Annotated in this window: 21 protein-coding genes; 13 read left to right on the forward strand and 8 right to left on the reverse strand. The window is 32.5% G+C overall.

Annotated features, from left to right (window positions below):
• The first annotated feature begins 52 nt into the window (after positions 1–52).
• From NMK29_RS21385 to NMK29_RS21410, 6 genes are all read left to right on the forward strand, one after another.
• Complete coding sequence (locus tag NMK29_RS21385) at positions 53–793, forward strand: hypothetical protein (protein ID WP_108804673.1); 741 nt, start codon at positions 53–55, stop codon at positions 791–793.
• Between the two features lie 131 nt (positions 794–924).
• Positions 925–1,635 carry a hypothetical protein gene (locus NMK29_RS21390; protein WP_108804674.1) on the forward strand — a complete coding sequence of 237 codons (711 nt, stop codon included), beginning with the start codon at positions 925–927 and terminating at the stop codon, positions 1,633–1,635.
• Complete coding sequence (locus NMK29_RS21395) at positions 1,635–3,563, forward strand: T9SS type A sorting domain-containing protein (protein WP_108804675.1); 1,929 nt, start codon at positions 1,635–1,637, stop codon at positions 3,561–3,563. Before NMK29_RS21390 ends, NMK29_RS21395 begins: the two co-directional genes overlap by 1 nt.
• A 28-nt stretch (positions 3,564–3,591) precedes the next feature.
• Positions 3,592–3,987, forward strand: coding sequence for a DUF2721 domain-containing protein (locus NMK29_RS21400; RefSeq protein WP_027394579.1), 396 nt, complete (start codon positions 3,592–3,594; stop codon positions 3,985–3,987).
• A 44-nt stretch (positions 3,988–4,031) separates the two neighbouring features.
• Positions 4,032–5,483 carry a PAS domain-containing sensor histidine kinase gene (locus tag NMK29_RS21405; RefSeq protein WP_108804676.1) on the forward strand — a complete coding sequence of 484 codons (1,452 nt, stop codon included), beginning with the start codon at positions 4,032–4,034 and terminating at the stop codon, positions 5,481–5,483.
• A 20-nt stretch (positions 5,484–5,503) separates the two neighbouring features.
• Positions 5,504–5,911 (forward strand): response regulator, encoded by a 408-nt coding sequence (locus tag NMK29_RS21410; protein ID WP_108804677.1) that lies wholly within the window; start codon positions 5,504–5,506, stop codon positions 5,909–5,911.
• A gap of 64 nt (positions 5,912–5,975) precedes the next feature.
• Here the strand turns inward: NMK29_RS21410 and pyk are convergent, their stop codons facing one another.
• The 5 genes from pyk to NMK29_RS21435 form a co-directional block, all read right to left on the reverse strand.
• Positions 5,976–7,403 (reverse strand): pyruvate kinase, encoded by a 1,428-nt coding sequence (pyk, locus tag NMK29_RS21415; RefSeq protein WP_108804678.1) that lies wholly within the window; start codon positions 7,401–7,403, stop codon positions 5,976–5,978.
• On the reverse strand, positions 7,403–7,897 hold the full coding sequence (locus NMK29_RS21420; protein WP_108804679.1) for an IPExxxVDY family protein: 495 nt from the start codon (positions 7,895–7,897) through the stop codon (positions 7,403–7,405). The genes pyk and NMK29_RS21420 overlap by 1 nt, the downstream gene beginning before the upstream one ends.
• A 198-nt stretch (positions 7,898–8,095) precedes the next feature.
• Positions 8,096–8,833: a ribonuclease III gene (gene rnc, locus NMK29_RS21425; protein ID WP_027394584.1), complete on the reverse strand. Its 738-nt coding sequence runs from the start codon at positions 8,831–8,833 to the stop codon at positions 8,096–8,098.
• A 2-nt stretch (positions 8,834–8,835) separates the two neighbouring features.
• The gene (fabF, locus tag NMK29_RS21430; protein WP_027394585.1) at positions 8,836–10,089 is read right to left on the reverse strand and encodes a beta-ketoacyl-ACP synthase II; all 1,254 of its coding nucleotides are present in this window, start codon (positions 10,087–10,089) and stop codon (positions 8,836–8,838) included.
• A gap of 17 nt (positions 10,090–10,106) precedes the next feature.
• A complete protein-coding gene (locus tag NMK29_RS21435; RefSeq protein ID WP_027394586.1) occupies positions 10,107–10,340 on the reverse strand; it encodes an acyl carrier protein in 234 nt (77 codons plus the stop codon).
• Positions 10,341–10,515: 175 nt separating this feature from the next.
• On the opposite strand from NMK29_RS21435, the gene NMK29_RS21440 reads away from it, so the two are divergent.
• Positions 10,516–11,094: a phosphoribosylglycinamide formyltransferase gene (locus tag NMK29_RS21440; protein WP_108804680.1), complete on the forward strand. Its 579-nt coding sequence runs from the start codon at positions 10,516–10,518 to the stop codon at positions 11,092–11,094.
• 2 nt (positions 11,095–11,096) lie between these two features.
• Positions 11,097–11,732, forward strand: a complete 636-nt coding sequence (locus NMK29_RS21445; protein WP_108804681.1) for a viroplasmin family protein — start codon at positions 11,097–11,099, stop codon at positions 11,730–11,732.
• A 96-nt stretch (positions 11,733–11,828) separates the two neighbouring features.
• Here NMK29_RS21445 and NMK29_RS21450 read toward each other — a convergent pair whose 3' ends face one another.
• Positions 11,829–12,899: a matrixin family metalloprotease gene (locus tag NMK29_RS21450; RefSeq protein ID WP_108805455.1), complete on the reverse strand. Its 1,071-nt coding sequence runs from the start codon at positions 12,897–12,899 to the stop codon at positions 11,829–11,831.
• A gap of 243 nt (positions 12,900–13,142) precedes the next feature.
• Positions 13,143–14,219: a M12 family metallopeptidase gene (locus NMK29_RS21455; RefSeq protein WP_108804682.1), complete on the reverse strand. Its 1,077-nt coding sequence runs from the start codon at positions 14,217–14,219 to the stop codon at positions 13,143–13,145.
• 271 nt (positions 14,220–14,490) lie between these two features.
• On the opposite strand from NMK29_RS21455, the gene NMK29_RS21460 reads away from it, so the two are divergent.
• Both NMK29_RS21460 and NMK29_RS21465 read left to right on the forward strand, forming a co-directional pair.
• Positions 14,491–15,420 carry a PfkB family carbohydrate kinase gene (locus NMK29_RS21460; RefSeq protein ID WP_027394589.1) on the forward strand — a complete coding sequence of 310 codons (930 nt, stop codon included), beginning with the start codon at positions 14,491–14,493 and terminating at the stop codon, positions 15,418–15,420.
• Between the two features lie 104 nt (positions 15,421–15,524).
• Positions 15,525–17,423 carry an amidophosphoribosyltransferase gene (locus NMK29_RS21465; RefSeq protein WP_108804683.1) on the forward strand — a complete coding sequence of 633 codons (1,899 nt, stop codon included), beginning with the start codon at positions 15,525–15,527 and terminating at the stop codon, positions 17,421–17,423.
• Between the two features lie 266 nt (positions 17,424–17,689).
• Here NMK29_RS21465 and NMK29_RS21470 read toward each other — a convergent pair whose 3' ends face one another.
• Entirely contained in the window at positions 17,690–18,298 is a 609-nt protein-coding gene (locus NMK29_RS21470; protein WP_108804684.1) for a superoxide dismutase, read from the reverse strand.
• A 202-nt stretch (positions 18,299–18,500) separates the two neighbouring features.
• On the opposite strand from NMK29_RS21470, the gene NMK29_RS21475 reads away from it, so the two are divergent.
• From NMK29_RS21475 to NMK29_RS21485, 3 genes are all read left to right on the forward strand, one after another.
• The gene (locus NMK29_RS21475; RefSeq protein ID WP_108804685.1) at positions 18,501–21,653 is read left to right on the forward strand and encodes an exodeoxyribonuclease V subunit beta; all 3,153 of its coding nucleotides are present in this window, start codon (positions 18,501–18,503) and stop codon (positions 21,651–21,653) included.
• A gap of 284 nt (positions 21,654–21,937) precedes the next feature.
• Positions 21,938–23,332, forward strand: coding sequence for an OmpA family protein (locus tag NMK29_RS21480; RefSeq protein ID WP_108804686.1), 1,395 nt, complete (start codon positions 21,938–21,940; stop codon positions 23,330–23,332).
• Between the two features lie 72 nt (positions 23,333–23,404).
• Positions 23,405–26,140, forward strand: coding sequence for a PD-(D/E)XK nuclease family protein (locus NMK29_RS21485; RefSeq protein WP_108804687.1), 2,736 nt, complete (start codon positions 23,405–23,407; stop codon positions 26,138–26,140).
• The last annotated feature ends 1 nt before the right edge of the window (position 26,141 follow it).

A 26,141-nucleotide genomic window follows, 5' to 3' on the forward strand; every position in this document is an offset into this window, starting at 1 on the left:
AGAAATTAAAGATTTACAGCTTTTCCAATAAATCACTAAAACTAAATAACAGATGAAAATAATTAAATATATAGGAATATTATTGTTTGTGGTAATTATAAGTGCTTGCAGTAATGATGATGATTCTAATGGCATAAGTATCGAGTATGAACAAAATTTTATTGAGACTAGTTTTTTGGAGGAAGGAGAAACGAGCCCTGCAACAATAAATATGTTAGAAGAAAATGGAACATTCTCTGCTACAACATTACCGTCATCAGATGGAGTTGACCTCGTAGGAAATTTTATTTTTATTAATTCGGAAACCGGAGTACTTAGTTGGAATAATTCTTTACCTCTTGGTGAAATTAATGTATTTGTTACAGTATTGAATGAATTTGGAACGGGCTCTGTAACGATAACAATTAACAATGTATTTACTGGGCGAAATAAGTTTATGACTGGAGGCTTCAATAATGATACTTCAGATGATCCCTTCTCATCTATTATTGAAGATAATCTCCTTTTTAAATTACGAGATGATGGTGTGGTAACATTACTTTCTGAGTTCGAATCAACTGTAGTTGGTGGCGGAAATTGGAAGGCAGAAGGAGATACTATAAGGGCTTCATATACACATATCGATTATCCAGGAGAAAATCTAGTAATGAAAGGTATTTTATCTACAATATTACCCGATGATCCTGCAATTGATTCTGAAATTGTATTTTCTGGGTTATGGGGGAAAGGACTTGATGAGAATGATAATATCGAAGAGTTAATGGGAGCATTTAGTTTTAAAGATGATTTCTAAAAATTAAAAACTTTTTTATTCTATAATACGTATTTGTGTAAGTCACACCTCACCCCTTTTTAAAAGAGCAGTAGGCTTATAAGTTTTAAAGCTTACTGCTCTATAATAATAACGTTTTAATTGAAGAATAGATGAAGACAATAAAATATATAGGAGCATTATTTTTTATTATTATTATAAATGCTTGTAATAATGATGATGACAACAATGGATTAAGAGTTGTATATGAAGAAAGTTTCATTGAGACCAGTTTTTTAGAAGCTGGAGAAACGTTACCACCAGCAGTGAATTGGTCAGAAGAGAGAGGAACATTCTCGGCTACAACATTGCCGAACACGGCACCTGATGATTTATTTAATAGAAATACTTTATCCATAGATGAAGAAACAGGTGTACTTTCCTGGGATAGATCGATCCCGTTGGGTGAGACAGAGGTTTTTATAACAGCATCCAATTCGATAGAAAGTACAACCGTAACAGTTACTATTAAAAACACCTTTATTGAAGGTTTGTTTTATGGTGGATTTAATAACGACGTAACCGATAATTCAAATGAGTCTTTTGGCTCCGGTAGTTCTATAAACTTTACAAAAGAAGGAACAGCTGGGTTATTAGGTATTAGTGATGGTGATATATTCTCTATGGAGGGGACTTGGATTATAGATGGGTCAATTATGACAGTCAATTTTGATAATAACAATCGTGTCTTGAAAGGGTATTTAAACGGTAGAAGTGGGGAACCAGGAGCTACGTTTAGAGGAGAATGGGGAGAAGGGTTGGATCAAAATAATAATATCGAAAACATCAATGGCGCATTTAGATTTTTATTAGAAGGAGAGTGATGAGAAATTTTCTTTACCTTTTATTACTCAGTAACCTTTCCGCAATTGGTCAAGTAACAATACAAATAGAAACAAGTCGAATTACTGGGGTAGCGCCATTATATGTTTTTTTTGATGCAACGCAGTCAGCAGGTTTAGATGGAACGAATGATTTGACAAATTCCGATTTCTCTTGGAGTTTTGACACTACTAATACAGATGCTGATGGTACTTGGGAGATCTCTAAAGGTATGGTAGCGGGACATGTTTTTGAACAACCAGGAGTATATACTGTGCAATGTACGGTAACAGATCCTCAAGGGAATGTAGATATGCAAACTATTACCATAACAGTTACTCCTTTTACAGGAACGACATATTATGTGTCAGAAGATGGGGATAATTCTAATGATGGAGTTAGTGCAGAAACCGCTTGGGAGACTGCAGAATATGCCTTACAACAATTGAATAGTAATGAACAAATATTATTTAGAAGAGGAGATACTTTTGATACAAATGGGGAAAATATTGAAGAACTACAAAATGGACCTATTATTATTGGCGCATATGGATCAGGGAACTCTCCAGTTTTAACTTCTAATACAGAAGAAGTTTTACAATTAATAAATTCTTCTGATATAAGGATTATGGATCTTCATTTAATACCACAAGGTACTGGTCCATTTGGAGCAGGAGCAATTACAGTTTTAAACAACTCCGAGAATATTGTAGCACTTCGTTTGGAAATAGAACAAACTACAGGAAGAGCAATTTACCAAGATGAATCAAATCTTTTTGGAGTTTTTGATTCTCAATTACATGATTTTGGAGTTATAGGTGTATTCTCTGGTGATAGTAATCGTTTTTCTTTTGTGGGAAATACAATAGATCAATTAATAGGTACCGCGCAACCCGAACATGGCATTAGGATTCAAGGAGGGGAAAAGCAGTTTTTAGCACATAATATATTAACAAACTTGGTAGATACCAAAACGGCTATCACTGTTAGAGGTGATGGACAAAGGCATGTTATGATTTATAGAAATAATATGGATAGAATATTAGGTGTTAATCCTCAAAATGCTCAAACTATTGCCTCAATTTCTGATGTGACTATAGAAGGTAATTATATTGGTCAAAATTCGGATTACGTTGGTCAATCCTTTGGACCAACGATAAATGGAATTAATATAGAAGCGACTAATGTCACTATCAGAAACAATGTTATTGATGGATATCGTAATGCGGTTTTTATAGGTAATGACGGTAATGGTGTACTTTCTGGTGAAGTAGATGTGTTTCATAATACAGTAAATTGGAGACCTGTAACTCCAGAAAGCGGAACATCTGGTCGAATTGTAAGAGTTAGAGATGCTTTTGAGGTAAATATCCAGAATAATGCTATTTCAGTTTCTAATGAAATGGAAGGAGAAATTCTAAATCAAGACGGCCTTAGCACAAATATCTTTACCAGTAGTAATTTAGTTACTGAAAATCCGAATTATATCTCAGGAACTTTGCCTGAATCAGCGGCAGATCAAAACAATATTTTAAATTATACACCCACTGAATTCAGCCCAATGGTCAACCAAGGAAGTAATAGCATACCAGTCTTTTTTGATATAATGAATAATCAAAGACCATCTGGTTCTAATAAAGATATAGGAGCTTTTGAATTTATAAATATTAATCTATCTATAGAAGAAAGCTTACAGGAAAGTTTTTTCATTTACCCAAATCCAGTTACTGATTATATTTATATAAACAGCATCAATGCCATATATGATGTAGCTTTTACGGATATAAATGGCAAACTATTGTTTAAAAAGGAAGGATGTAAATTCCCAATAGATATAAGAAATTTTCCACAAGGTTTATATTTTTTATCTCTGAAAAATGAAAAAATGGTGGTAACCTATAAAATTATAAAACAAACTATTCCAAATTAAACTAACTTAGTGTCAAACTTTTATTATTATGGCACTAACCATGGGAATCCCAGCTTTACTTTTTCCAGCAATATCGTTAACCATGTTGGCTTATAACGCTAGATATTTGGCAATAGCAGCATTAATAAGACAGTTGCATAAGGAATACCTAAATTCACCATCAAAAAACACCGTATTACAAATTAAAAATCTTAGAAAACGATTGTGGTTGATTAGAAATATGCAAGCGATCGCTATTATTAGTTTTCTTACGAGTGTAATTACTATGTTCTTATTATATGTAGAAAATAATAGCTTAGCGAATTTAATATTTGGGATAAGTTTATTTGCTTTGATGATTTCGCTTTTATTATCATTTATAGAAGTACAGATTTCTACAAAAGCATTGTCTATAAGGTTGGACAGAATAGAAGAAAACAATTAGAAATCCTTATATTGTTAGAACCTTTATATTTTAACCAACTTTAAATGCTCCAGAATGAACTTTTTAACAATGTGATGCAAGACTTCAATACGGGTTATTGGGAGTTGCATAGCGATCCGTATAGAGAAAATTGGTCAGAAAGATTTTATGAAATTCTTGGATACTCTAAAGATGAAGTCCAATCAAATTTTGATTATTTTTTAGAGCATCTTATTCACAAAGAAGATATTGATGTCTTCAGAGATAATTTCTTGAACTATCGAATAAATACGGTAAATTTTAAACAGCATATTAAAATATTAAATGCTAAAGGAAATTATCAATTATTTCGTTGTGTTACTAATGATGCATTACCTGTAAATATTAAGGCAGAAGCTAGTTTTGTTTTTTTCTTCGAAATTAAACTTGAACCAGACAAGACTATAAAAAAAGATAATTTCTACTATAAAGAGACTGCTCAAATGACTGCTACAGGCAGTTGGTATGTAGATTTTCATAAAAAAGAAAGTTCTTGGGATTTTGAAACTTATAGGATACTCGAGTATCCGGAAGATTATAAACCATCTCTAAAAGATTCGGCAAGTTATTATTCCGAAGATCATAGACAATTGGCAGCTGATTGTTTTTTTAATTGTGCTATGATGGGAACTCCATTTAATACCGAAATTAAAATGGTTACTGCTAATAATAGGGAGTTTTGGGCCAGAGCAATCGGAAAACCAATATATAACGAGAACAAAGAAATTATTGGTATTCGAGGAGTTTTTCAGGACATTGATGATATTAAAAGAAAAGAAGTTAGTTTACAGAAATCAGTGGACATTATTGCCGCTCAGAATTCTCGACTATTCAATTTTGCGCACATTGTCTCACATAATCTTAGATCACACACAAGTAACTTGTCCTTATTAGTTCAGCTTATAGAAGATATTGATGATCCCAAAGAAAAGGAGGAGTTAATTAAAGAAGTGAAGACAATTTCGACTAACTTAAATACTACGATAGAACATCTTAACGAGATTGTTACTATACAGACTAATAATAAACAAGAAAGAGTACTAATTAAATTTAAAGATGCTTTAAAATTGGTAGTTAATGGTATTAGTCATATGATTAGCAATAGCAACGCTGAGATACAAGCTGATTTTAATGAAGTAGAAGAGATTGCCTATATACCGGCGTATTTAGAAAGTATCTTACTCAATTTAATAACGAATGCAATAAAATATAAACATCCAGATAGAGAACCTATTATTTTTATAAAGACATATGTAGATGATGGAAATAAGTTTTTAAAAGTTTCTGATAATGGTGTAGGTATTGACCTGAAACTCTTTAAAGATAAAGTGTTTGGGATGTATAAAACTTTTCATTACAATAAAGATGCTGTTGGCATCGGATTGTTCTTAACAAAGAATCAGGTAGAATCGATGGATGGCACTATAAGTGTAGAAAGTGAAGTGAATAAAGGAACTACTTTTACAATAGAATTTTAAACACACATAATTCTTATATAATGGGCGATAAAATAGAATTGGCATGCATTATCGATGATGATAGTGTCTATGTAAATTTGGTAAAACGAATAATTGAAGCAAAACAGCTTTGTAAAAATTTATTAGTTTTCGAAAATGGAAAAGAAGCTTTGAGTTATTTTGAAGCTATTCTAACCAATGTAAGGGAAGAAAATATTCCTGAAATAATTTTTTTAGATCTAAACATGCCAGTTATGGATGGTTGGGAGTTTTTAGAACAATTTATCAGTATTAAAAATAATTTTGGGAAGGTCATTACATTATATATTGTTAGCTCCTCTATTAATCCACTCGATATTACTAAGGCAAAGAATATAAAAGGTGTAAAAGATTATTTAATTAAACCTGTAACAATTGAAGACCTAGAATCGATCTTTAGTATAGCCTAAAAACAAAAAGACTTCTTATTAAGAAGTCTTTTTATAATATTTAAATATTATGATTGAGGTATATTTACATCTGAGATACCCTTAATGTATTTACCATTCCTTTTTCGACTACCGGCATAGCCGCAAGATTAATTAACATGTCGTTTTTTTGAACAAAACCTCTTTCTAAGGCTAAATTGTTAACGTCTTGTACTGTTTCATCGGTACTTACATATTTATCATAATAGAATGCTTTTACTCCCCATAAAAGACTAAGTTGAGAAAGAATTCTTCTATTGCTGGTAAAAACTAAAATATGAGCGCCAGGTCTCCACGCAGAGATTTGAAAGGCAGTATATCCACTATTAGTAAGTGTGCAGATTGCTTTAGCTTCTATATCGTTTGCCATATGCGCAGCGTGATAACAAATAGATTTGGTAATAAATCTATTTGTTCTGATATGAGGTGGACTTTGAGGAACCTGAATTAAGTCCGAGTTTTCAACACTATTAATAATTTTGGTCATAGTCTCAATAACCTGCACTGGATATTTACCAACAGAGGTTTCACCTGATAACATAACTGCATCTGCACCATCCATAACGGAATTAGCAACATCATTAACCTCTGCACGTGTCGGTGTTAAACTATCTATCATAGTTTCCATCATCTGAGTGGCAATGATTACTGGAATTCTTGCTGTTTTAGCTTTTAAAACTAGTTTCTTTTGTATAAGAGGAACTTCTTGAGCAGGAATTTCTACTCCAAGATCTCCTCGCGCTACCATTAAACCATCACAGTATGCAACAATTTTATCAATATTTTCTACACCTTCTGGTTTTTCGATTTTAGCAACAATAGGAATTTTATGTTCACTATGTTCTTTAATCAAGTCTTGTAATTGAATAAGATCCTGTGCGTGACGTACGAAAGATAAGGCAACCCAATCAACCTGAAGACTACAAGCAAAAATAGCGTCCTTAATATCTTTTTCTGTAAGAGCCGGTAATGAAATATTTGTATTAGGTAAGTTCACTCCCTTTTTAGATCTTAGAGGTCCTCCTTGAATTACTTTGGCCTTTACGGTATCTTTATTATTAGAGGAAACTACTTCGAAAATTAATTTTCCATCATCTAGTAAAATTCTTTCCCCTGATTTTACATCTTTAGGAAAAGTATCATAGTTCATATAAACACTTTCTGCGGTACCTTCAAAAGGCTTTCCTGTGACAAAATTAATATGATCACCATCATTAACAATGACATCTCCTTTCATAACACCAACCCTTAATTTAGGGCCTTGTAAGTCTGCTAGAATAGCTGCATTGTAGCCATGTTTAGAACCTAAATCACGTATCATTTTAACTCGTTCTTTTACATCTTCATAGTCAGCATGAGAAAAATTAATTCTAAAAACATTTACACCCGCATCTAGCATTTTTTTCAATACATCTTTTGTACTGGTAGCGGGTCCAAGTGTTGCCACTATTTTAGTTTTCTTAGTTTTCGGCATTATTCAAATATTAAGTTGTTCTTTGATTTTAGTTGTGTATAATCTACTACGTAAGCTGTAATAATTTGTGGTATAGTAAGTAGATTAGTAGTTAATGTTTTACTTGAAAACTGAGAAGTTTCAGCTTCTATCTTCAGAAAGTAATCCACATTTTTTAGTTCTGGGATGAGGTGTTTGGTAACATAGCGTTCTTCCATTGCCTCAGCAAACAAACCTTCTGTTGGCGCACTATCAGATTTAACTTTTGTCTTAAATTTATTTCCCAAAAGACTATAAGTATTATATTGAAAATGGTCATGATATTGAAACAGCGGAAAACTCGCCGATTGGGCATCATATTCAAATTTTATATCTTGATCTTTTCTGAAAAGTCTAAGATCGATATATTTATTTAACGCAAAAGCTAATCGATATGAAGCTAGCGAACTATGGATGGCAATTAGATCATAATCATCATCTTCTAGGGTATCTAAAATTAACCTTTGGATTGCCATTAAAATTTATATTTTTCCAGAATTATCGAGAAATATACAAATAAAATCTCCTTAGGAGTTTAATAAAACATAAAGATATTGTACGAAAACGATTGAGTTAGTATCTTTTAGGTAAGCATGGGTAAAAGTGACGTTAAAATGACAATTTTATAATCTATTAACAGCTTTTTAGAATAGAAATAAAAGAAAACTAAATTTTTATGGGAAATTAATTTTGGACTGAAATGCGAAATATGCTCTTTTAGAAGCTTTTTCTTCAGCTTTTTTCTTAGAAGTTGCTCTTGCTTTTGCTACTACTTTTTCATCGATCCAGAGTTTTACCGCAAAATGTTTCATTTCATCTTTTCCGGTATCTTCATAGATTTCATAGTTAAAATTCTTCTTTACCTTTTGACACCATTCTATCAACAAACTTTTATAACTAATAATTTGTCCTTCTAGACTTTCAATGTCTACATAAGGATTGATAACAGATTCGTGTATAAAACGTTCACAATAAACAAATCCTCTATCTAGATAAATTGCCCCAATTAATGCTTCGAATAGATTACCATGAATATTTATACCAAATTGAGATTTTGGGATATTAGTTCTTACTAGTTCTATTAATTTAAGATCTTTTCCTAGTTCGTTTAGGTGTTTTCTACTTACTACTTTAGCTCGCATCTTGGTAAGATACCCTTCATTACCTTCAGGCACTTCTTTAAATAAATGGGCAGCGATAACGCTACTAAGCATGGCATCTCCAAGAAATTCTAGTCGTTCATAATTAACCGCATTTCCTTTTTTATCCTTAAGGTTTAGAGATCGATGCGTAAAAGCTTTTTCGTAAGGGCCAATGTTTTTGGGCTTAAAGCCTACGATATTTTGAATTTTAGAAAAAAAATTCCCGTTCTTATCAGAGCGGGAATTTAATATGTTGCGAATAACACTCATTATTATTCGTCTAGTTTTTTAAATAATACACAAGCATTATGACCTCCGAAGCCAAATGTGTTACTCATTGCATACGTAATCTCACGTTTTTGAGCTTTGTTTAGTGTTAAATTTAACCTGTTGTCTATGTTTTCATCCACAGTAGTGTGATTGATCGTTGGAGGCACGATGCTATGTTGCATTGCAAGTATAGAAGCAATTGATTCTATAGCTCCAGCTGCACCAAGTAAGTGTCCAGTCATAGATTTTGTTGAATTTATATTCATGTTAGGTGCGTGATCACCAAAAACTTTAGTAATAGCTTTCAATTCTGCAACATCTCCTAAAGGAGTGGATGTTCCATGAGTATTTATAGCATCTACTTGTTCTGGGTTTACACCTGCATCTCGTAAACAATTAAGCATTACACGTTCTACTCCAATCCCATCTGGATGCGGGGCAGTCATGTGATAAGCATCACTAGACATTCCACCACCAACAACCTCTGCATAGATTTTTGCGCCACGTGCTTTTGCGTGTTCATATTCTTCAAGGATAAGAGCACCACCACCTTCTCCTAAGACAAAACCATCTCTGGTTGCATCAAAAGGTCTCGAGGCAGTTTCCGGACTCTCATTTCTTGTAGATAATGCATGCATAGCATTAAATCCTCCCATACCAGCAATTGTAACTGCTGCTTCACTTCCTCCTGTTACAATGATATCGCAATGTCCTAAACGAATATAGTTTAGAGCATCGATCATAGAATTGGCTGATGAAGCACAAGCCGAAACCGTGGTATAATTAGGTCCCATAAAACCATTTCTAATAGAAATGTGACCAGGAGCAATATCGGCAATCATTTTTGGGATGAAGAAAGGATTGAAACGCGGTGTTCCATTTCCATTGGCATAACCAATTACTTCTTCCTGAAAAGTTTCTAATCCACCAATACCTGCACCCCAGATAACACCAACTCTAAATTTATCAACCTTCTCAAGATCGATAGCAGCATCTTTTATAGCTTCTTCAGAAGAAACAATAGCGTACTGCGCAAACTTATCAAGTTTACGTGCTTCTTTTCTTTCGAAATAATCTGTGGGATTATAATTTTTGACTTCGCAAGCAAATTTAGTCTTGAAATGTTCGGTATCGAAATATGTAATGGGTGCGCAACCGCTTTTACCATTTACTAATCCATCCCAATATTCTTCAATATTGTTACCGATGGGCGTCAATGCCCCTAGTCCTGTGACTACAACTCGCTTAAGATTCATATTGTGTTGTGAAGTTATTACTTTGCGTCTTCAATATAAGATATTGCTTGACCAACTGTTGCAATGTTTTCAGCTTGATCATCTGGAATCTGAATATCGAATTCTTTTTCGAATTCCATAATCAATTCTACAGTGTCTAACGAATCAGCGCCTAGGTCATTTGTGAAGCTAGCTTCAGTTACAACCTCATTTTCGTCTACTCCTAATTTGTCAACGATTATCGCTTTTACTCTTGATGCAATGTCTGACATAATGTTTAATTTTAATTTTTTAATTAGGTGGCAAAAATAAAAAACTTTATTTTAAAACCCCACAATCCGCTAAAAATGTATTTGTATTTTATCAAATATATGGAAGTATTGGCTTTTTGCTACCTAAAAATGGATAATAATTATTTTTTTTGTGCTCTCTAAAACAACTCTATCTATGAAGCGTATCATAATTTTTGCTTCCGGTTCCGGTACCAATGCCGAGAATATAATTAAATACTTTCAAGAACGGAAAAATGCCGAGGTTACACATGTGTTTTCTAACAACCTGCGTGCCAAAGTTTTAAAACGTGCTCATGACCTTAAGGTAAAGGCCTTACACTTTGATAAAGAATCATTTTATACGTCTAATGATGTATTAAATATATTAAAGGACGCACAGCCTGATGTAATAGTTTTGGCGGGATTCTTATGGATTTTTCCTAAAAAGATTATTGATATTTTTCCTAATAAAGTGATTAATATACATCCAGCATTACTTCCTAAATATGGTGGAAAAGGAATGTATGGTAACCACGTGCATGAGGCAGTAGTAAGAAATAAGGAAAAAGAAACAGGTATAACTATTCATTATGTGAATGAACATTATGATGAAGGTGCCATTATTTTTCAGGCAAAAACTCCTGTAGAGCATCATTACTCAGCTGATGATGTCGCTAGGGCAATTCATGAATTAGAATATAAACACTTTCCTATCGTTATAGAAGAACTTTTGTTTTCTGAAGAAGATAAATAATTATGGCAAAAAAGGAAAAGTTTTATGTTGTCTGGGAAGGACACAAACCTGGAATTTATACCAAATGGGATGATTGTAAAGCTGCGGTAAAAGGATATGCTAATGCAAAATTTAAGTCATTCGAATCTTTTGATTTGGCCAAAAAGGCATACAATGGTAATTATGAAGATTATAAAGGGAAAAGTAAACCTAAATCTTCTCTTACTAAGGAACAATTGGCAAAAATAGGAGAACCTAACTTATATTCTATTGCAGTAGATGCAGCATCAAGCGGAAATCCTGGTAAGATGGAATATAGAGGTGTGGATACGCAAACAGAGAAGCAACTTTTTCATCAAGGCCCTTTTCCTCAGGGAACAAATAATATAGGTGAATTTTTGGCTTTAGTACACGGATTGGCATATCTAAAAAAGAAAGGAAGCGATCGAATTTTATATACAGATTCTAGAATTGCTATGGGTTGGGTGCAAAAGAAAACATGTAAGACAAAATTACCACGTAATTCAAAGAATAAAGAGATGTTTGATTTGGTGGATCGTGCAATTCTGTGGCTCAAAGAAAATAAATACACTACTAAAATTGTAAAATGGGAGACCAAAGCGTGGGGAGAAATTCCAGCTGATTTTGGTAGGAAATAAGATTCTGAATAGTATATAATTACTATTGTTAAAAAAAATGCCCTGATAAAAATTTCAGGGCATTTTTTAATATTTTACTTGTTTTATGAATTATTTTTATCCACCACAAGGTCCAAGATTACTCCATCCTGAAGCAGTTCTTTGGTATAAATCTCCATTATAAGTTACTTGATCTCCAGTAGAGTACGAAGTACTACCATTGTATGGAGCTACACCATCACATGGATCACTACTAACAGGACCACACGCTCCAAGATTAGACCATCCACTAGAAGTTCTTTGGTATAAATCTCCGTTATAAGTTACTTGATCTCCAACAGAATATGAAACACCTCCGCTATACGGAGCTACTCCGGCACAAGGATCACCTCCTGTATCAGGAAATGGATATATGGAACCAATAAAAGCTTTGTCGGTTGCAGATAATTGATTGTTAGAACCTACTCCAACTCCATCTAATGTATGTTCTGCAGGAATTGGGTAATGCATAATTGATAGTGGATCATATGTACTATAATTAGTAATACTAGCCTCATAACGTCTAAAAAGGTTATTATCAACCTGTGCTCTAGACCAATTATTTGGTGGTCCTGCATAGTATGCGTAAACAGTTTCTTTATCCCAATTAATTCCAGCAACAGGATTCTGATGCTCATGAATTAATCCTAGCGCATGTCCAAATTCGTGGATTGTTGTTCTTCTAAATTCTGCATCCGTGGTACTATCATTAAACCACCCAAAATGCATACTATGTGCAAAATCGTTAGAATCAGTTCCTAAATAAGACCATGAACCTGCTTCATTTGCATATTGACCTTCTCTAAAAGCAATTTTGATATTTGCACTACTATTTGAAGAAACCCATTCAAACTTGAGGTTTGCATAATCTTCCCATTGTACAGCATATTGTCTAACCTTAGATTGAACAAAGCTGCTTCCATTTAAAAATTTTATTCTAATAGTTTGACCTGTTTCCCATTGCTTATCTTTAACGCTGGTTGCTTTTGCGCCATAAGGAGAATCCCACTTAGCAATACATACATGTGCACTCTTAGCATAATCGATTTCATTCGTTTCAAAAACATCTTCTGTATCCTTATCACAATTTGAAAGAGAAAATGAGACTAGTGTAGCCAGAGCTAGTCTGGCGAACTTTTTTGTTTTCATAATGTAGTTGAGTTTGTTAAATATTTCATAAAATTAACACAATTTTAGTAAGAAAACAAGTTTTTTTGAAGGAAAATGAAATTTAACCGTAAAATTATTATGGTAAAATCACAAAAACATTAATTAATATCAATACTGATAGAATGGTTAAAATTGAATAGAAATACCCTGAAGCGTAAATAACAGGGTACTTCTATTTATTGTCTATAATAGTGTTAATTGGGCAATAAGTTTTTGCTTTTGTTAGCTACCACATGCTCCAAGATTATTCCATCCGCTTGCAGTTCTTTGGTATAGATTTCCTTGATAGGTCACTTTATCACCAACAGAATAAGAAATACTATTATTATATGGAGCTATTCCATCACAAATATCAGTACTGGGAATACTATCACATGCTCCAAGATTATTCCATCCACTTGCAGTTCTTTGGTATAGATTTCCTTGGTAGGTTACTTTATCACCAACAAAATATGAAACATTATTATTATACGCAGCTACTCCATCACAGTTGCCTCCGCCAGAATTAGTGCCTGGATAAATAGAAGCTATAAAAGATTTATCTGTTGCTGATAATTGAGTATTACTTCCTACGGCTATGCCATCTGTAGTGTGTTCTGCTGGGATAGGATAATGCATAATAGATTTTGGATCGTATACACTATAGTTAGAAATATTAGTATCATAACGTCTGAAAAGATTATTGTCTACTTGATCTCTGCTCCAGTTGTTAGGTGGTCCTGCATAATATGCATATACTGCTTCTTTATCCCAGTTTATTCCTGCTACAGGATTTTGATGTTCGTGAATTAAACCAAGTGCATGTCCAAATTCGTGAATGGTAGTTCTTCGGAACTCCGTATCAGAAGTATTGTTGTTAAACCATCCAAAATGCATACTGTGCGCTTGATTATTAGAATCAGTTCCCAGATATGACCAAGATCCTCCGTCGTTTGCAAATTGACCTTCTCTAAAACCAATTTTAATGTTAGCACTACTATTAGACGCCACCCATTCAAATTTAATATTTGCATGATCTTCCCATTCTACAGCATACTGTCTCACTTTGGATTGAACAAAGTTATTTCCATTTAAAAACTTTACTCGGATAGTTTGACCAGTTTGCCACTGTTTGGCTTTTAGACTAGCAGCTTTAGAATTGTTGTCGCCTGTGTTCCATTTTTCGATACAAACATGAGCTGATTTTGCAGCTGTATTTTGATTCGATTCAAAAACATCTTCGGAATCTTTTTCACAATTAAACAATGAAAATGAAATCAAAGTTGTTAAAACAAGTTTAGTTAATTTGGTTTTTTTCATAATAATATAAAGTTTGTGTATTAGTTATATAGAAAACAGTTATAAATATGAAGACCCTACCGTTTCTAAATAAAATATCTTTCATTAAAGATTTTATTGACAAACGAGTTTTGGTTTTTTTAGGAAGTAATTATGAGGTGTAAAAAGTTCATATTAAGGAACAATACGTTCTTTTAAACATATAAAGATTATTGAAGTAACCAAGTTTGTTACAATCATATAATTACTTAAAAGTAAAGCGTATATTTGCAAAAAAATTATAAGCTATTTTATGAGCAAATTATTGATAGTAGGTTCTGTTGCTTTTGATGCAATCGAGACGCCTTTTGGCAAAACAGATAAAATTTTAGGTGGAGCAGCACCTTATATCGCACTTTCGGCTTCTAACTTTAATATTCCATCAGCAATTGTTTCCGTTGTGGGAGAAGATTTTCCTAAAGACTATTTTAAAACACTAGAAGAAAAGAATATTGATACTTCTGCAATAAAAATTGTAGAAGGTGGAAAAACTTTTTTCTGGAGAGGTAAGTATCATAATGATTTAAACTCTAGAGATACATTAGAAACACAGCTTAATGTACTTGCAGATTTTCAGCCAGTTGTTCCGGATAGTTATAAAGATGCTGAGATTGTAGTATTAGGTAATTTAAATCCTTTAGTTCAGCTTAGTGTTCTTGAACAGTTTGAGGTAAAGCCAAAGTTAGCAATACTAGATACTATGAACTTTTGGATGGAGGATGCGTTTATTAATGATTTGCATAAAGTAATTGCCAAAGTAGATGTTATTACTATCAATGATGAAGAAGCAAGGCAGTTAAGTGGTGAATATTCTTTGGTTAAAGCAGCAAGAGTGATAGAAAAGATGGGGCCTAAATATGTGGTAATTAAAAAGGGAGAACACGGAGCGCTGTTATTTCATAATGGTCAAATTTTCTTTGCTCCTGCATTACCATTAGAAGAAGTTTTTGATCCAACTGGAGCCGGAGATACTTTTGCAGGAGGTTTTGCAGGGTATTTGACAAAAACGGGAGACCTTTCATTTGAGAGTATGAAGAAAGCAATTATTCACGCTTCTAATTTGGCTTCCTTTTGTGTAGAAAAATTTGGAACGGAAAGAATGGAGAATTTAAAACGGGAAGAAGTTCAGAAACGACTTCAACAATTTAAGGAACTTACGCAGTTTGAAATAGAATTGTCTTAATGATAAATAATTAGCCCTGCTCGTTTCGTGTAAGGGCTTTTTTAATTGGCTATTAATATTAGACCTACGATATACAAACACAACAATAGAATTTTTGGAATACAATGAGTGATGCCTTAAAACATGAATGCGGAATAGCATTTATTAGACTACTAAAACCATTAGAGTATTATAAGGAGAAATACGGAAGTGCATTTTATGGAGTAAATAAAATGTATCTGATGATGGAAAAGCAACATAATCGTGGACAAGATGGAGCCGGATTTTCAAGTATTAAATTAGATACACCTCCAGGTGAGAGATATATTAGTAGAGTTCGTTCGAGTGACTCTCAACCAATTCAGCATATATTCTCTCAGATTAATGACAGAATTAATAAAGAACTTGTCGAACATCCAGAGTATGCTGATGATGTTGATTTACAGAAAAAAAACATTCCATATATAGGAGAGGTTCTTTTAGGTCATGTCCGTTATGGAACTTTTGGAAAAAACAGTGTAGAAAGTGTTCATCCGTTTTTGAGACAAAATAATTGGATGCATCGTAATCTTATTGTTGCTGGAAATTTTAATATGACCAATAACAATGTTTTATTTGACAACCTAGTGCGACTAGGTCAGCATCCAAAAGATCACGTTGATACCGTTACCGTGATGGAGAAAATTGGACATTTTTTGGATTCTGAAGTAGCTAAATTATATAAGAAACTGAAGAAAGAAGGTTTTAGTAAAGTTGATGCATCTCCACAAATTGTAGAAAGATTAAACGTTGCCAAAATACTTAAAAAATCTTCAAGAGATTGGGATGGAGGATATGCAATGGCTGGAATGTTAGGACATGGAGATGCTTTTGTGCTTAGAGATCCTGCAGGAATAAGACCTGCTTATTATTATCAGGATGATGAGGTAGTTGTAGTAGCTTCAGAAAGACCAGTGATTCAAACGGTGTTTAATGTTCCTTTTGATAAAGTGATTGAATTGGATCCTGGAAAAGCCATTATTGTTAAAAAGAATGGAAAAACATCAATAAGTAAAATTATTGAACCTTTAGAAAGAAAAGCGTGTTCTTTTGAACGTATTTATTTTTCTAGAGGTAGTGATGCCGAAATTTATGAAGAAAGAAAAAAACTAGGTAAACTTATAATGCCACAGGTGTTAAAAGAAATTAATCACGATACAGTGAATACAGTATTTTCTTTTATTCCTAATACAGCAGAAACTTCCTTTTACGGAATGGTAGAGGCAGCTCAGGACGAGTTAAATAAACAAAAAAATGAAACAATACTTTCTGAAAAAGATTCATTAACCGATGAGCGTTTATCAGAAATACTTTCTGCTAGACTTAGAACAGAAAAATTAGCTATTAAAGATGCTAAACTAAGAACGTTTATTACCGAAGACAGCAGCAGAGATGATTTAGTGGCTCACGTATATGATGTTACATATGGTGTAGTAAAATCTGAAGATAATTTAGTGATCATAGATGATAGTATCGTAAGAGGTACCACACTAAAGAAGAGTATAATTAAGATGCTTGATAGACTGAAGCCAAAAAAGATTATTGTAGTTTCTTCTGCACCGCAGATTCGTTATCCGGATTGTTATGGAATTGATATGGCTAGACTAGAAGGGCTTATTGCCTTTAAAGCTTCATTAGCTTTATTAAAAGAGAATGGTAATTATGATTTAGTAGAACAGGTATATGAAAAGTGTAAAGCTCAGGAGAATCTAGCAGATGAAGATGTTCAGAATTTTGTAAAAGAAATATATGAAGGTTTTACTGATCAAGAAATAAGTGATAAGATCGCTGAATTATTAAGTGATGAAACTGTAAATGCAGAAATAAAAATTATTTATCAAACAGTTGACAATCTACATATTGCGTGCCCTAAGAATTTAGGAGATTGGTACTTTACAGGAGATTATCCTACTATAGGAGGTAATAGAGTAGTGAACAAAGCATTTATAAACTTTTTCGAAGGTAAAGATGAGCGAGCGTACTAAAAAATTAATTTTCTGCGTTGTTAAAATCAGTTAATTTGTGTATTTCAACAAGTATTTTAGCTTTTCATCTAAAACATTTTTACACAATGAAATAACGCTTTATATTAGCAGAGCCATAGCATAAGTAGGTTAAGTTCATGGTAGATTTGGGGCAAAAAAAGGTGGACTTTCCACCTTTTTTTATTTTATAATATTTCGTAAAATATTTATATAAAAAAAAGAGTCGTACATAATACGACTCTTTTTCTTTTTATATAGTTGAAGTATTATTTACCCTTGGCATATCTGCTAGAAACTTCATCCCAATTAATTACGTTAAAGAAAGCGTTAATATAATCAGGTCTGCGATTTTGATAATTTAAGTAATAAGCATGTTCCCAAACATCTAACCCTAAAATTGGAGTACCTCCACAACCAGTACCTGGCATTAATGGATTATCCTGATTTGGAGTTGAGCAAACTTCTACTTTACCGCCTTCTAGAACACAAAGCCAAGCCCATCCAGAACCAAATTGAGTTGCAGCAGCTTTAGAAAAAGCATCCTTAAAAGCTTCAAAAGAGCCAAAAGCATTATTGATTGCATCAGCTAGTTCACCAGAAGGAGCACCTCCTCCATTTGGAGACATGATTTCCCAAAATAAGCTGTGGTTATAAAAACCACCACCATTATTTCTAACAGCTCCATTAGACATATCTAGGTTTATCAGAATATTTTCTATAGTCTTACCGTCTAAATCTGTACCAGAAATAGCCGCATTTAATTTACTAGTGTATCCAGCATGATGCTTATCATGATGAATTTCCATGGTACGAGCGTCTATATTAGGTTCTAGTGCATCAAAGGCATAGTTTAATTTTGGTAATTCGAATGACATAATCTATTTTTTAGTTAATAAGAAAAAAATGAAACCAAATTTAGGAATAAGAGCGATGAATAAAAATTAATATTTGTTATAAATTAATTAAATTGATTTTTTTTCAAACACCTTCTCATTATCTAATAGATTTAATTTTATTTTTAATAGCAATTCGACTTTGAAAACTACGCTTTTTTGATACTTTAGTAAAAAAACAGACTTGAAATCTCCTTATCCCTTTACAATTTATAATGCAGCAGCAGGTGCTGGAAAAACCTATACATTAGTAAAGTCATATTTGATAGCACTATTTACTGGTGAGTATAAGGATGCTTATAAAAATATTTTGGCGATTACTTTTACAAACAAAGCTGTTAGCGAGATGAAAACTAGGGTTTTAGAAAATCTAGTTGGATTAAGTAACGTGAAACTATCATCAAAGTATCAATCTTTATTGGATGATATTATTCGAGAAACTGGTTTAGAGGAACAAATAATAAAGAAAAAAGCCGACAGAATTCTTAAAAGTATATTGCATAATTATGCAGCTTTTGATATTGTAACAATAGATACATTTACACATCGAGTAATAAGAACATTTGCCCGTGATCTGGGTATTCCAATGAATTTTGAAATAGAAATGGATACTGAATCACTAATTGAAGAATCAGTCGATGCTATTATAGCTAAAGTAGGAGAAGATAAAGAGCTTACAAGAACCATTATAGATTTTGCATTAAGTAAATTAGAAGATGATAAGAATTGGGATATTACTGTTGAGTTAAATAAAATAGCACGTCTATTATTTAGTGAAAATGATCGTATGCACTTGGATAATCTTTCTGATAAAACAGCAGAAGATTTTAAAGGTTTAAAAACGACGCTGGCTTCAAGAATTTCGGAGGATAAAAAGAGTATTATTTTAGGTTCTAAAGAAGTTTTGAATCAAATAAAAGAAAACGGAATAGAACATAAAGATTTTACTCGTGGATCAATTCCAGCTCATTTTAAAAAATTAGAACAGGGAGATACTAATATCGATTTTAAGGCTTCTTGGAAACAGAATATTCAATCAGCTTCATTTTATGGTGTTAAGTTGGATGTCGCTAAAAAAGAATCGATAGATGCAATACGTTCTTTGATCGAACAAGTTTTTTTAGATACGAAGCAAAAAATTCTTACCATAAAACTGTATGAAAATATTATTAAAAATTTAATTCCCCTTTCGGTATTGAATATTATTAATAAAGAACTTCAAAACATTAAAAAAGAAAGAAGTATTTTATTGATATCGGAGTTTAATAAAATCATCAGTGAAGCAATTCAAGACCAACCAGCGCCTTTTATATATGAGAGATTAGGCGAACGTTATCGGGATTATTTTATAGATGAGTTTCAGGATACCTCAGAACTCCAATGGAATAATATGATCCCTTTAATTGATAATGCAATATCTTCGGAAACATTAAGTGGTAAAAGAGGACAATTGACGATAGTAGGAGATGCCAAACAAGCTATTTATCGATGGAGAGGAGGAAAAGCAGAACAGTTTATTGACCTATCCTTGGATCAAAATCCATTTTCTATTGAAGAAAAACAGGTTCTGAATTTACCTAGAAATTATCGCAGTCATCAAGAAATTATTAGGTTTAATAATGATTTATTTACTTTTTTATCAAATGATTTTAGCAATGATTTACATAAGAAATTATATCTACTAGGAAATAATCAAGAGTACAATGATAAGAAAGAAGGATATGTAAAATTGTCTTTTATAGAAGCTAAAAATGCAACAGAAGAAAATGAGCTTTATCCAGAGAAAGTTTATGATTCGGTTTTAGAACTTAAGGAAAAAGGATATTTGTTAAATGAAATGTGTATCCTAACCAGAAAACAAAAGGAAGGAGCTTTGATTGCTGATTTTTTAACCGAAAAAGGGCTTTCGATTATTTCATCAGAAACTCTATTACTTAAAAATGATCCTAAAGTATGTTTTGTTGTCGATATGCTTACCTGGTTTGTGTATCCGGATGAATTATTGTCTAAAACAAGAATTTTAAATTTTATCACAGAGGAGTTTTTTATTTCAGAACAACATCATTTTTTGAGTAAATTAGTTTTTACAAATAAAAGAGAGTTTTGTGATCAACTTAAATTGCTAGGAATAGATTTTAGTTTTCATCAATTGGATATAAAGCCTTTTTATGAAGCCGTAGAATATATAGTAAGTAGTTTTAAACTTACGGAAGCATCACCAGCATATGTACAGTTTCTTTTAGATGTAATTTTTGCTTACACTCAAAAAAACGCTGAAGGTGTTGTAGGGTTCTTATCTTACTGGGAACATAAAAAAGAGAAACTAAGTATTATAGCTCCCGAAGGAGAAGAAGCAATTCAGATAATGACTATACACAAGTCTAAAGGATTAGAGTTTCCTTGTGTGATTTATCCATATGCTAATATTGATATTTATAGAGAGATAGAGCCAAAAACTTGGTTGCCAGTTTCTAAAAATGGTTTTAATGGGTTTGAAGAAGTATTTATAAATTATAACAAACAGTTATCAGAGTATGGAGCAAAGGCAGAACAGATTGTACAGGAACATCAATCTCAATTAGAGTTAGATACTTTTAATCTATTATACGTTGCTTTAACGAGAGCTGAAGAACAGTTATATGTTATTTCTAAAGCGGAAATTAACAGGAAAGGAGAAACAAATTTTAATAAATTTTCAGGAAAACTTATTAATTATTTAAAACATATTGGGAGATGGAATAATGAACAACTGTTGTATGAGTTTGGAAACTCTAAAAAACCAAATGCTGATGTTGTATCGGATGATTCTAAAACAAAAAACATTGTCCTTAGCAGATTGGAAAACTCTCAAAAGAAATATAAAGTATATGTAGTTACTAATTCAGGAAAACTATGGGATACGTTGCAGGAATCAGCTATAGAGAAGGGGAATGTAATCCACGAGTTAATGGCTTCTATTTATACCCATAAAGATTTAGATAGTGTGGTAGAAAATGCATTAAAAACTGGCTTGATAAGTCATTTAGATAAAGAATCACTTCATAAGGAGTTAAAAATGGTGCTTGATCACCCGGAACTCTTTAAATATTTTTCTGATAGTAATATCGTACTAAACGAAAGGGATATCATTTCAAATGGTCAGATCTATAGGCCCGATAGAGTTACAATTGACTCTAATGGGTTTGCGTCTATAATAGACTATAAAACAGGGGAATACAGCTCTTCTCATGCTAAGCAACTTGAGGAGTACAGTATGCTCCTTCAAAAATTAGGATACAAGCTGGGTGAAAAAATACTAGTATATTTTAACACCAAAATCACTTTAAAATATATATAAATAACAATTATTTTCGTAATTACTAGTAGAAATTTACTGATAAAAAATATTTTTATCTTATAATTGTACCGTAATTATAAAAATTAGAATCGTAAATTTCAGCTTAGTACGTCAATTTTTTCACATTTGTGAGGGGCTTAAAGACTTAAAATAAGGCTTCAAAAACTTCGCAAAGGTCGATATACACTGGCCTATTAAGAAAAATTTATTAGTTTTGTCTTTGACAGTAATTTTTAACATATTACATTTGCTCTAATTAACACTTAAAAATTAAATTATTGAATATGAAACATCTTAGCAGATTTTTAGTGGCTTCGTTATTAGTACTTGGGTTTAGTACTGCGAATGCACAGGATGAAAACAACCCTTGGGCAGTATCGATTGGCGTTAATGCTGTTGATATTTTTCCTACCGGAGGAGATTTACCTATACAAGGAGAAATCTTTGACGAGTTTTTTAACGCTACGGACCACTGGAACATTCTTCCATCTGTATCTAAACTATCAGTTGGTAGATATATAGGAGACGGATTTACTTTTACTGTTGCTGGTACAGTTAACAAGATTGATAAATTAGGAGAAACCGCTGATGGAACTCAAGTTAGCGCTAATGACTTATCTTATTACGCAGCAGATGCAAGAATAAGTTATAGTTTTAAAAATGTTTTAAAAACTAAATGGTTTGATCCTTACCTAGGAGTAGGTGGTGGTTACACTTGGGTTGATGAAATTGGTGCAGGAACTTTAAATGGTTCTTTAGGTGTTAATTTTTGGTTAACTGAAAACTTAGCTTTTAACTTACAGAGTACTTACAAGCATGTATTCGAAGATTACGAGGTTAGTAACTATCCTCCAACTCACTTCCAACATTCTGCTGGACTTACTTTCGCTTTCGGAGGTAAAGATACTGATGGTGATGGTGTATTTGATAAAGACGATGAGTGTATCGACGTTCCTGGTTTAGCTGAATTTAACGGATGTCCTGATACTGATGGTGATGGAATCACTGATGCTAAAGATGACTGTCCAGATGTTGCTGGTACAGCTGAATTTAACGGATGTGCTGATACTGACGGTGACGGAATTGCTGATCCTAAAGATGAGTGTCCTACAGTTGCTGGTTTAGCTAACTTAAACGGATGTCCTGATGCTGATGGCGATGGAATCACTGATGCTAAAGATGGTTGTCCTAATGAAGCTGGTCCTGCTGCTAACAACGGATGTCCTTACCAAGATAAAGACGGTGACGGAGTATTAGACAAAGACGATAACTGTCCTGATGTTGCTGGTACTGTTGCTAACAATGGTTGTCCTGAAGTAACTGAAGAAATTCAGAAAACATTAAATGAGTATGCTGCTCAAGTATTATTTGATTCAGGTAAATCAACTATCAAAGATCAGTCTACTAAAGTATTAAACGATATTATTGGTATCCTTAAGGAGTATCCTACTGCTAAATTCGTTATCGAAGGGCACACAGATAGTCAAGGTAGAGAAGCTAACAACCAGAAATTATCTGACTCTAGAGCAAACGCTGTTAAGACATTCTTAACTAGTAATGGTATCGATCAGTTCAGATTATCTGCTGTTGGTTATGGAGAATCAAGACCAGTTGCATCTAATAAAACAAGAGCTGGTAGAGCACAAAACAGACGTGTAGAGATCAACTTAGTGAAGTAATTATTTTTCACTAAAAAAATAATACATAGATAAAACGTCCCGATTATTCGGGACGTTTTTTATTTTTAATAGGTGGATAGTTTTTTAAAAGAAGTCATATCAGAGATACAATCAAAAGATCACATTGTAAGTGAACTTATTTTTGTTCTTCCTAGTAAAAGAGCAGGACTTTTTCTCAAAAGAGAATTGCTTAAACTATACAGTGATAAAACCTTTTTTGCTCCTATAATATATAGCATAGAAGAGTTTATTACAGAATTATCTGGATTACGTCAGATCGATACAATCCAAACGTTATTTGATTTTTATGAAACGTATCTAAATACACATGCGCATTTAGAAAAGGAAAGTTTAGAAGTTTTCAGTAGCTGGGCCCAGACTCTGGTACAGGATTTTAATGAAATTGATAGATATTGTATTGATAACGATAGCTTTTTTTCTTACTTAGCGGGAATTCAGGATTTGAATCATTGGTATCTTCAGAAAGAAAAGACAGAATTGATACAGAAGTACATTAGTTTTTGGAATAATCTGTCTGAATATTATAATAATTTTAAAACCAAACTACTTGATAAGAAAGTAGGATATCAAGGTTTATTATATCGTAAAGCTTCAGAAAATGTAACTGATTATATTGAGAAGAATACTAAGAAGCATATTTTAGTTGGATTTAATGCATTAAACAATGCTGAGCAAATAATTTTTCAATCATTATTAGAAGCTAAGGTTGCTGAAGTATATTGGGATGCTGATACATTCTTTTTAGAAAATAAGTATCACGAAGCTTCCTTATTTATAAGAGATTATAAAGATAATTGGGAGTATTATAAGGATAACTCGTTTAAATGGATAAAGGATAATTTTTCTTCTTCAAAGGATATTAAGCAAATAGGTGTTCCTAAAAATATTGGCCAAGCTAAATTAGCGGGACAAATACTAAAATCCATTCCATCAAAGGATTTAGAACGAACGGCATTGGTATTGGCAGATGAATCTTTGTTATTACCTGTTCTTAATTCATTGCCAGACACGATTGAGTCTTTAAATATCACCATGGGATTACCACTTAAGGAAGTGCCTGTATCTTCATTTTTTGAATTGTTGTTTTCGCTTCATAAAGCTACTCATCATAAAGGGTTATATTATAAATCTGTGGTAGAGATTTTAAATAGTCAACCAGCACAATGGTTATTAGGCTCTTCTGCTAATGAATTAATCAGCAAGATTTCAAAAGAGAACTTAGTTTATGTTACCGTAGAAAAATTGCAAAATGAAACGGATAATGAGAAGAGTGAAATACTTAAGCTTTTATTTGCTCCTTGGAAGAATGCATTAAATGCAATTGAACAATGCAGAAAAATTATTCAACTATTGAAGAATGGTTTAGATAAAGAAAAATCTCCATTAGAATTAGAGTACATATATCATTTTCATCTTGTTTTTAATAGACTGTTAGCTTTGTGTAACAGTTATCAGTATGTCACAACGATAGCTTCTTTGTACTATTTGTATAGGGATATTATTAATGCAGAAACCTTAGATTTTAGAGGAGAACCTTTTAGAGGTCTACAATTGATGGGGATGTTAGAATCACGTTGTTTGGATTTTGATACAGTTATACTAACTTCGGTTAATGAGGGTATTCTTCCTGCAGGAAAAAGTATGAACTCTTTTATACCATATGATCTTAAGAGAGCATATAGCCTTCCGACATACAAAGAAAAGGATGCAATATATACGTATCACTTTTATCGTTTAATTCAAAGAGCCAAGACAGTATACCTTATTTATAACACCGAAGATGATGGTGTTGGTGGTGGAGAAAAAAGTAGATTCTTATATCAGCTTGAAATAGATAAGGTCGATAAGCATCAATTGTCTAAATATATAGCTTCTTCAGAAATACCTAAATTAAATCACAAACCTATCGTTATTTCAAAAGAGACATCCATTATTGATAGAATTAAGGAATTAGCTTTAAACGGATTATCTCCTTCAGCATTAACAGCTTATATTAGAAACCCAATTGATTTTTATTATAAATATATATTAGGGATCAAGGAAAGCGATCAAGTAGAAGAAACTATAGCAGCTAATACGCTGGGAACAGTCATTCATAATACATTAGAAGATTTATATAAACCTCTAGAAAATAAGTATGTTTCCGTTACAGATATTCAGAAAATGATAGCCAAGATTGATGAAATAATCAAGTATCATTTTCGTAAAGAGTATTCTAAATTGGATATTACTCAAGGTAAGAACCTGCTTATTTTTGAAGTTGCCAAAAGATATATTTATAATTTTCTAAAATCCGAAGAAAAACTTTTAACATCAGGATCACAGTTAAAAATTATAGCGATAGAAAGTAATTTAAAAACTGAATTGAATATACCTGAACTTGACTTTCCAGTATTTATAAAAGGAAAAGTGGATCGCATAGACGAACTAGACGGTGAGTTAAGAATTATTGATTATAAGACTGGTAAGGTTAACAAAAGTGATGTCATTTTAATGGATTGGGAAGTGATTACTGATGATTATAAGTATAGTAAAGTAATACAAATACTGGCATATGCATATATGCAGCATAATGAACAGCCACTATCTTCATCTTTTCAAGCAGGAATTATTTCTTTCAAAAATCTTAAAGAAGGGTTTTTGAAATTTGGGACTAAGACATCAGTAAGAGGAAAAGTTGATTACGAGGTTACCTCTGATATATTTGGTGAATATTTATTACAACTTAAAAAGTTGATTGTAGAAATTTCTACCTTAGAAATTCCATTTACAGAAAAAGAAGTTTAGT

Source organism: Aquimarina sp. Aq107, assembly GCF_943733665.1.
GTDB lineage: Bacteria > Bacteroidota > Bacteroidia > Flavobacteriales > Flavobacteriaceae > Aquimarina.

Coding starts and splice junctions, on each gene's coding strand:
- NMK29_RS21385 (WP_108804673.1), top strand. CDS start 53: ATGAAAATAATTAAATATATAGGAATATTATTGTTTGTGGTAATTATA.
- NMK29_RS21390 (WP_108804674.1), top strand. CDS start 925: ATGAAGACAATAAAATATATAGGAGCATTATTTTTTATTATTATTATA.
- NMK29_RS21395 (WP_108804675.1), top strand. CDS start 1,635: ATGAGAAATTTTCTTTACCTTTTATTACTCAGTAACCTTTCCGCAATT.
- NMK29_RS21400 (WP_027394579.1), top strand. CDS start 3,592: ATGGCACTAACCATGGGAATCCCAGCTTTACTTTTTCCAGCAATATCG.
- NMK29_RS21405 (WP_108804676.1), top strand. CDS start 4,032: ATGCTCCAGAATGAACTTTTTAACAATGTGATGCAAGACTTCAATACG.
- NMK29_RS21410 (WP_108804677.1), top strand. CDS start 5,504: ATGGGCGATAAAATAGAATTGGCATGCATTATCGATGATGATAGTGTC.
- pyk (WP_108804678.1), bottom strand. CDS start 7,403: ATGCCGAAAACTAAGAAAACTAAAATAGTGGCAACACTTGGACCCGCT.
- NMK29_RS21420 (WP_108804679.1), bottom strand. CDS start 7,897: ATGGCAATCCAAAGGTTAATTTTAGATACCCTAGAAGATGATGATTAT.
- rnc (WP_027394584.1), bottom strand. CDS start 8,833: ATGAGTGTTATTCGCAACATATTAAATTCCCGCTCTGATAAGAACGGG.
- fabF (WP_027394585.1), bottom strand. CDS start 10,089: ATGAATCTTAAGCGAGTTGTAGTCACAGGACTAGGGGCATTGACGCCC.
- NMK29_RS21435 (WP_027394586.1), bottom strand. CDS start 10,340: ATGTCAGACATTGCATCAAGAGTAAAAGCGATAATCGTTGACAAATTA.
- NMK29_RS21440 (WP_108804680.1), top strand. CDS start 10,516: ATGAAGCGTATCATAATTTTTGCTTCCGGTTCCGGTACCAATGCCGAG.
- NMK29_RS21445 (WP_108804681.1), top strand. CDS start 11,097: ATGGCAAAAAAGGAAAAGTTTTATGTTGTCTGGGAAGGACACAAACCT.
- NMK29_RS21450 (WP_108805455.1), bottom strand. CDS start 12,899: ATGAAAACAAAAAAGTTCGCCAGACTAGCTCTGGCTACACTAGTCTCA.
- NMK29_RS21455 (WP_108804682.1), bottom strand. CDS start 14,219: ATGAAAAAAACCAAATTAACTAAACTTGTTTTAACAACTTTGATTTCA.
- NMK29_RS21460 (WP_027394589.1), top strand. CDS start 14,491: ATGAGCAAATTATTGATAGTAGGTTCTGTTGCTTTTGATGCAATCGAG.
- NMK29_RS21465 (WP_108804683.1), top strand. CDS start 15,525: ATGAGTGATGCCTTAAAACATGAATGCGGAATAGCATTTATTAGACTA.
- NMK29_RS21470 (WP_108804684.1), bottom strand. CDS start 18,298: ATGTCATTCGAATTACCAAAATTAAACTATGCCTTTGATGCACTAGAA.
- NMK29_RS21480 (WP_108804686.1), top strand. CDS start 21,938: ATGAAACATCTTAGCAGATTTTTAGTGGCTTCGTTATTAGTACTTGGG.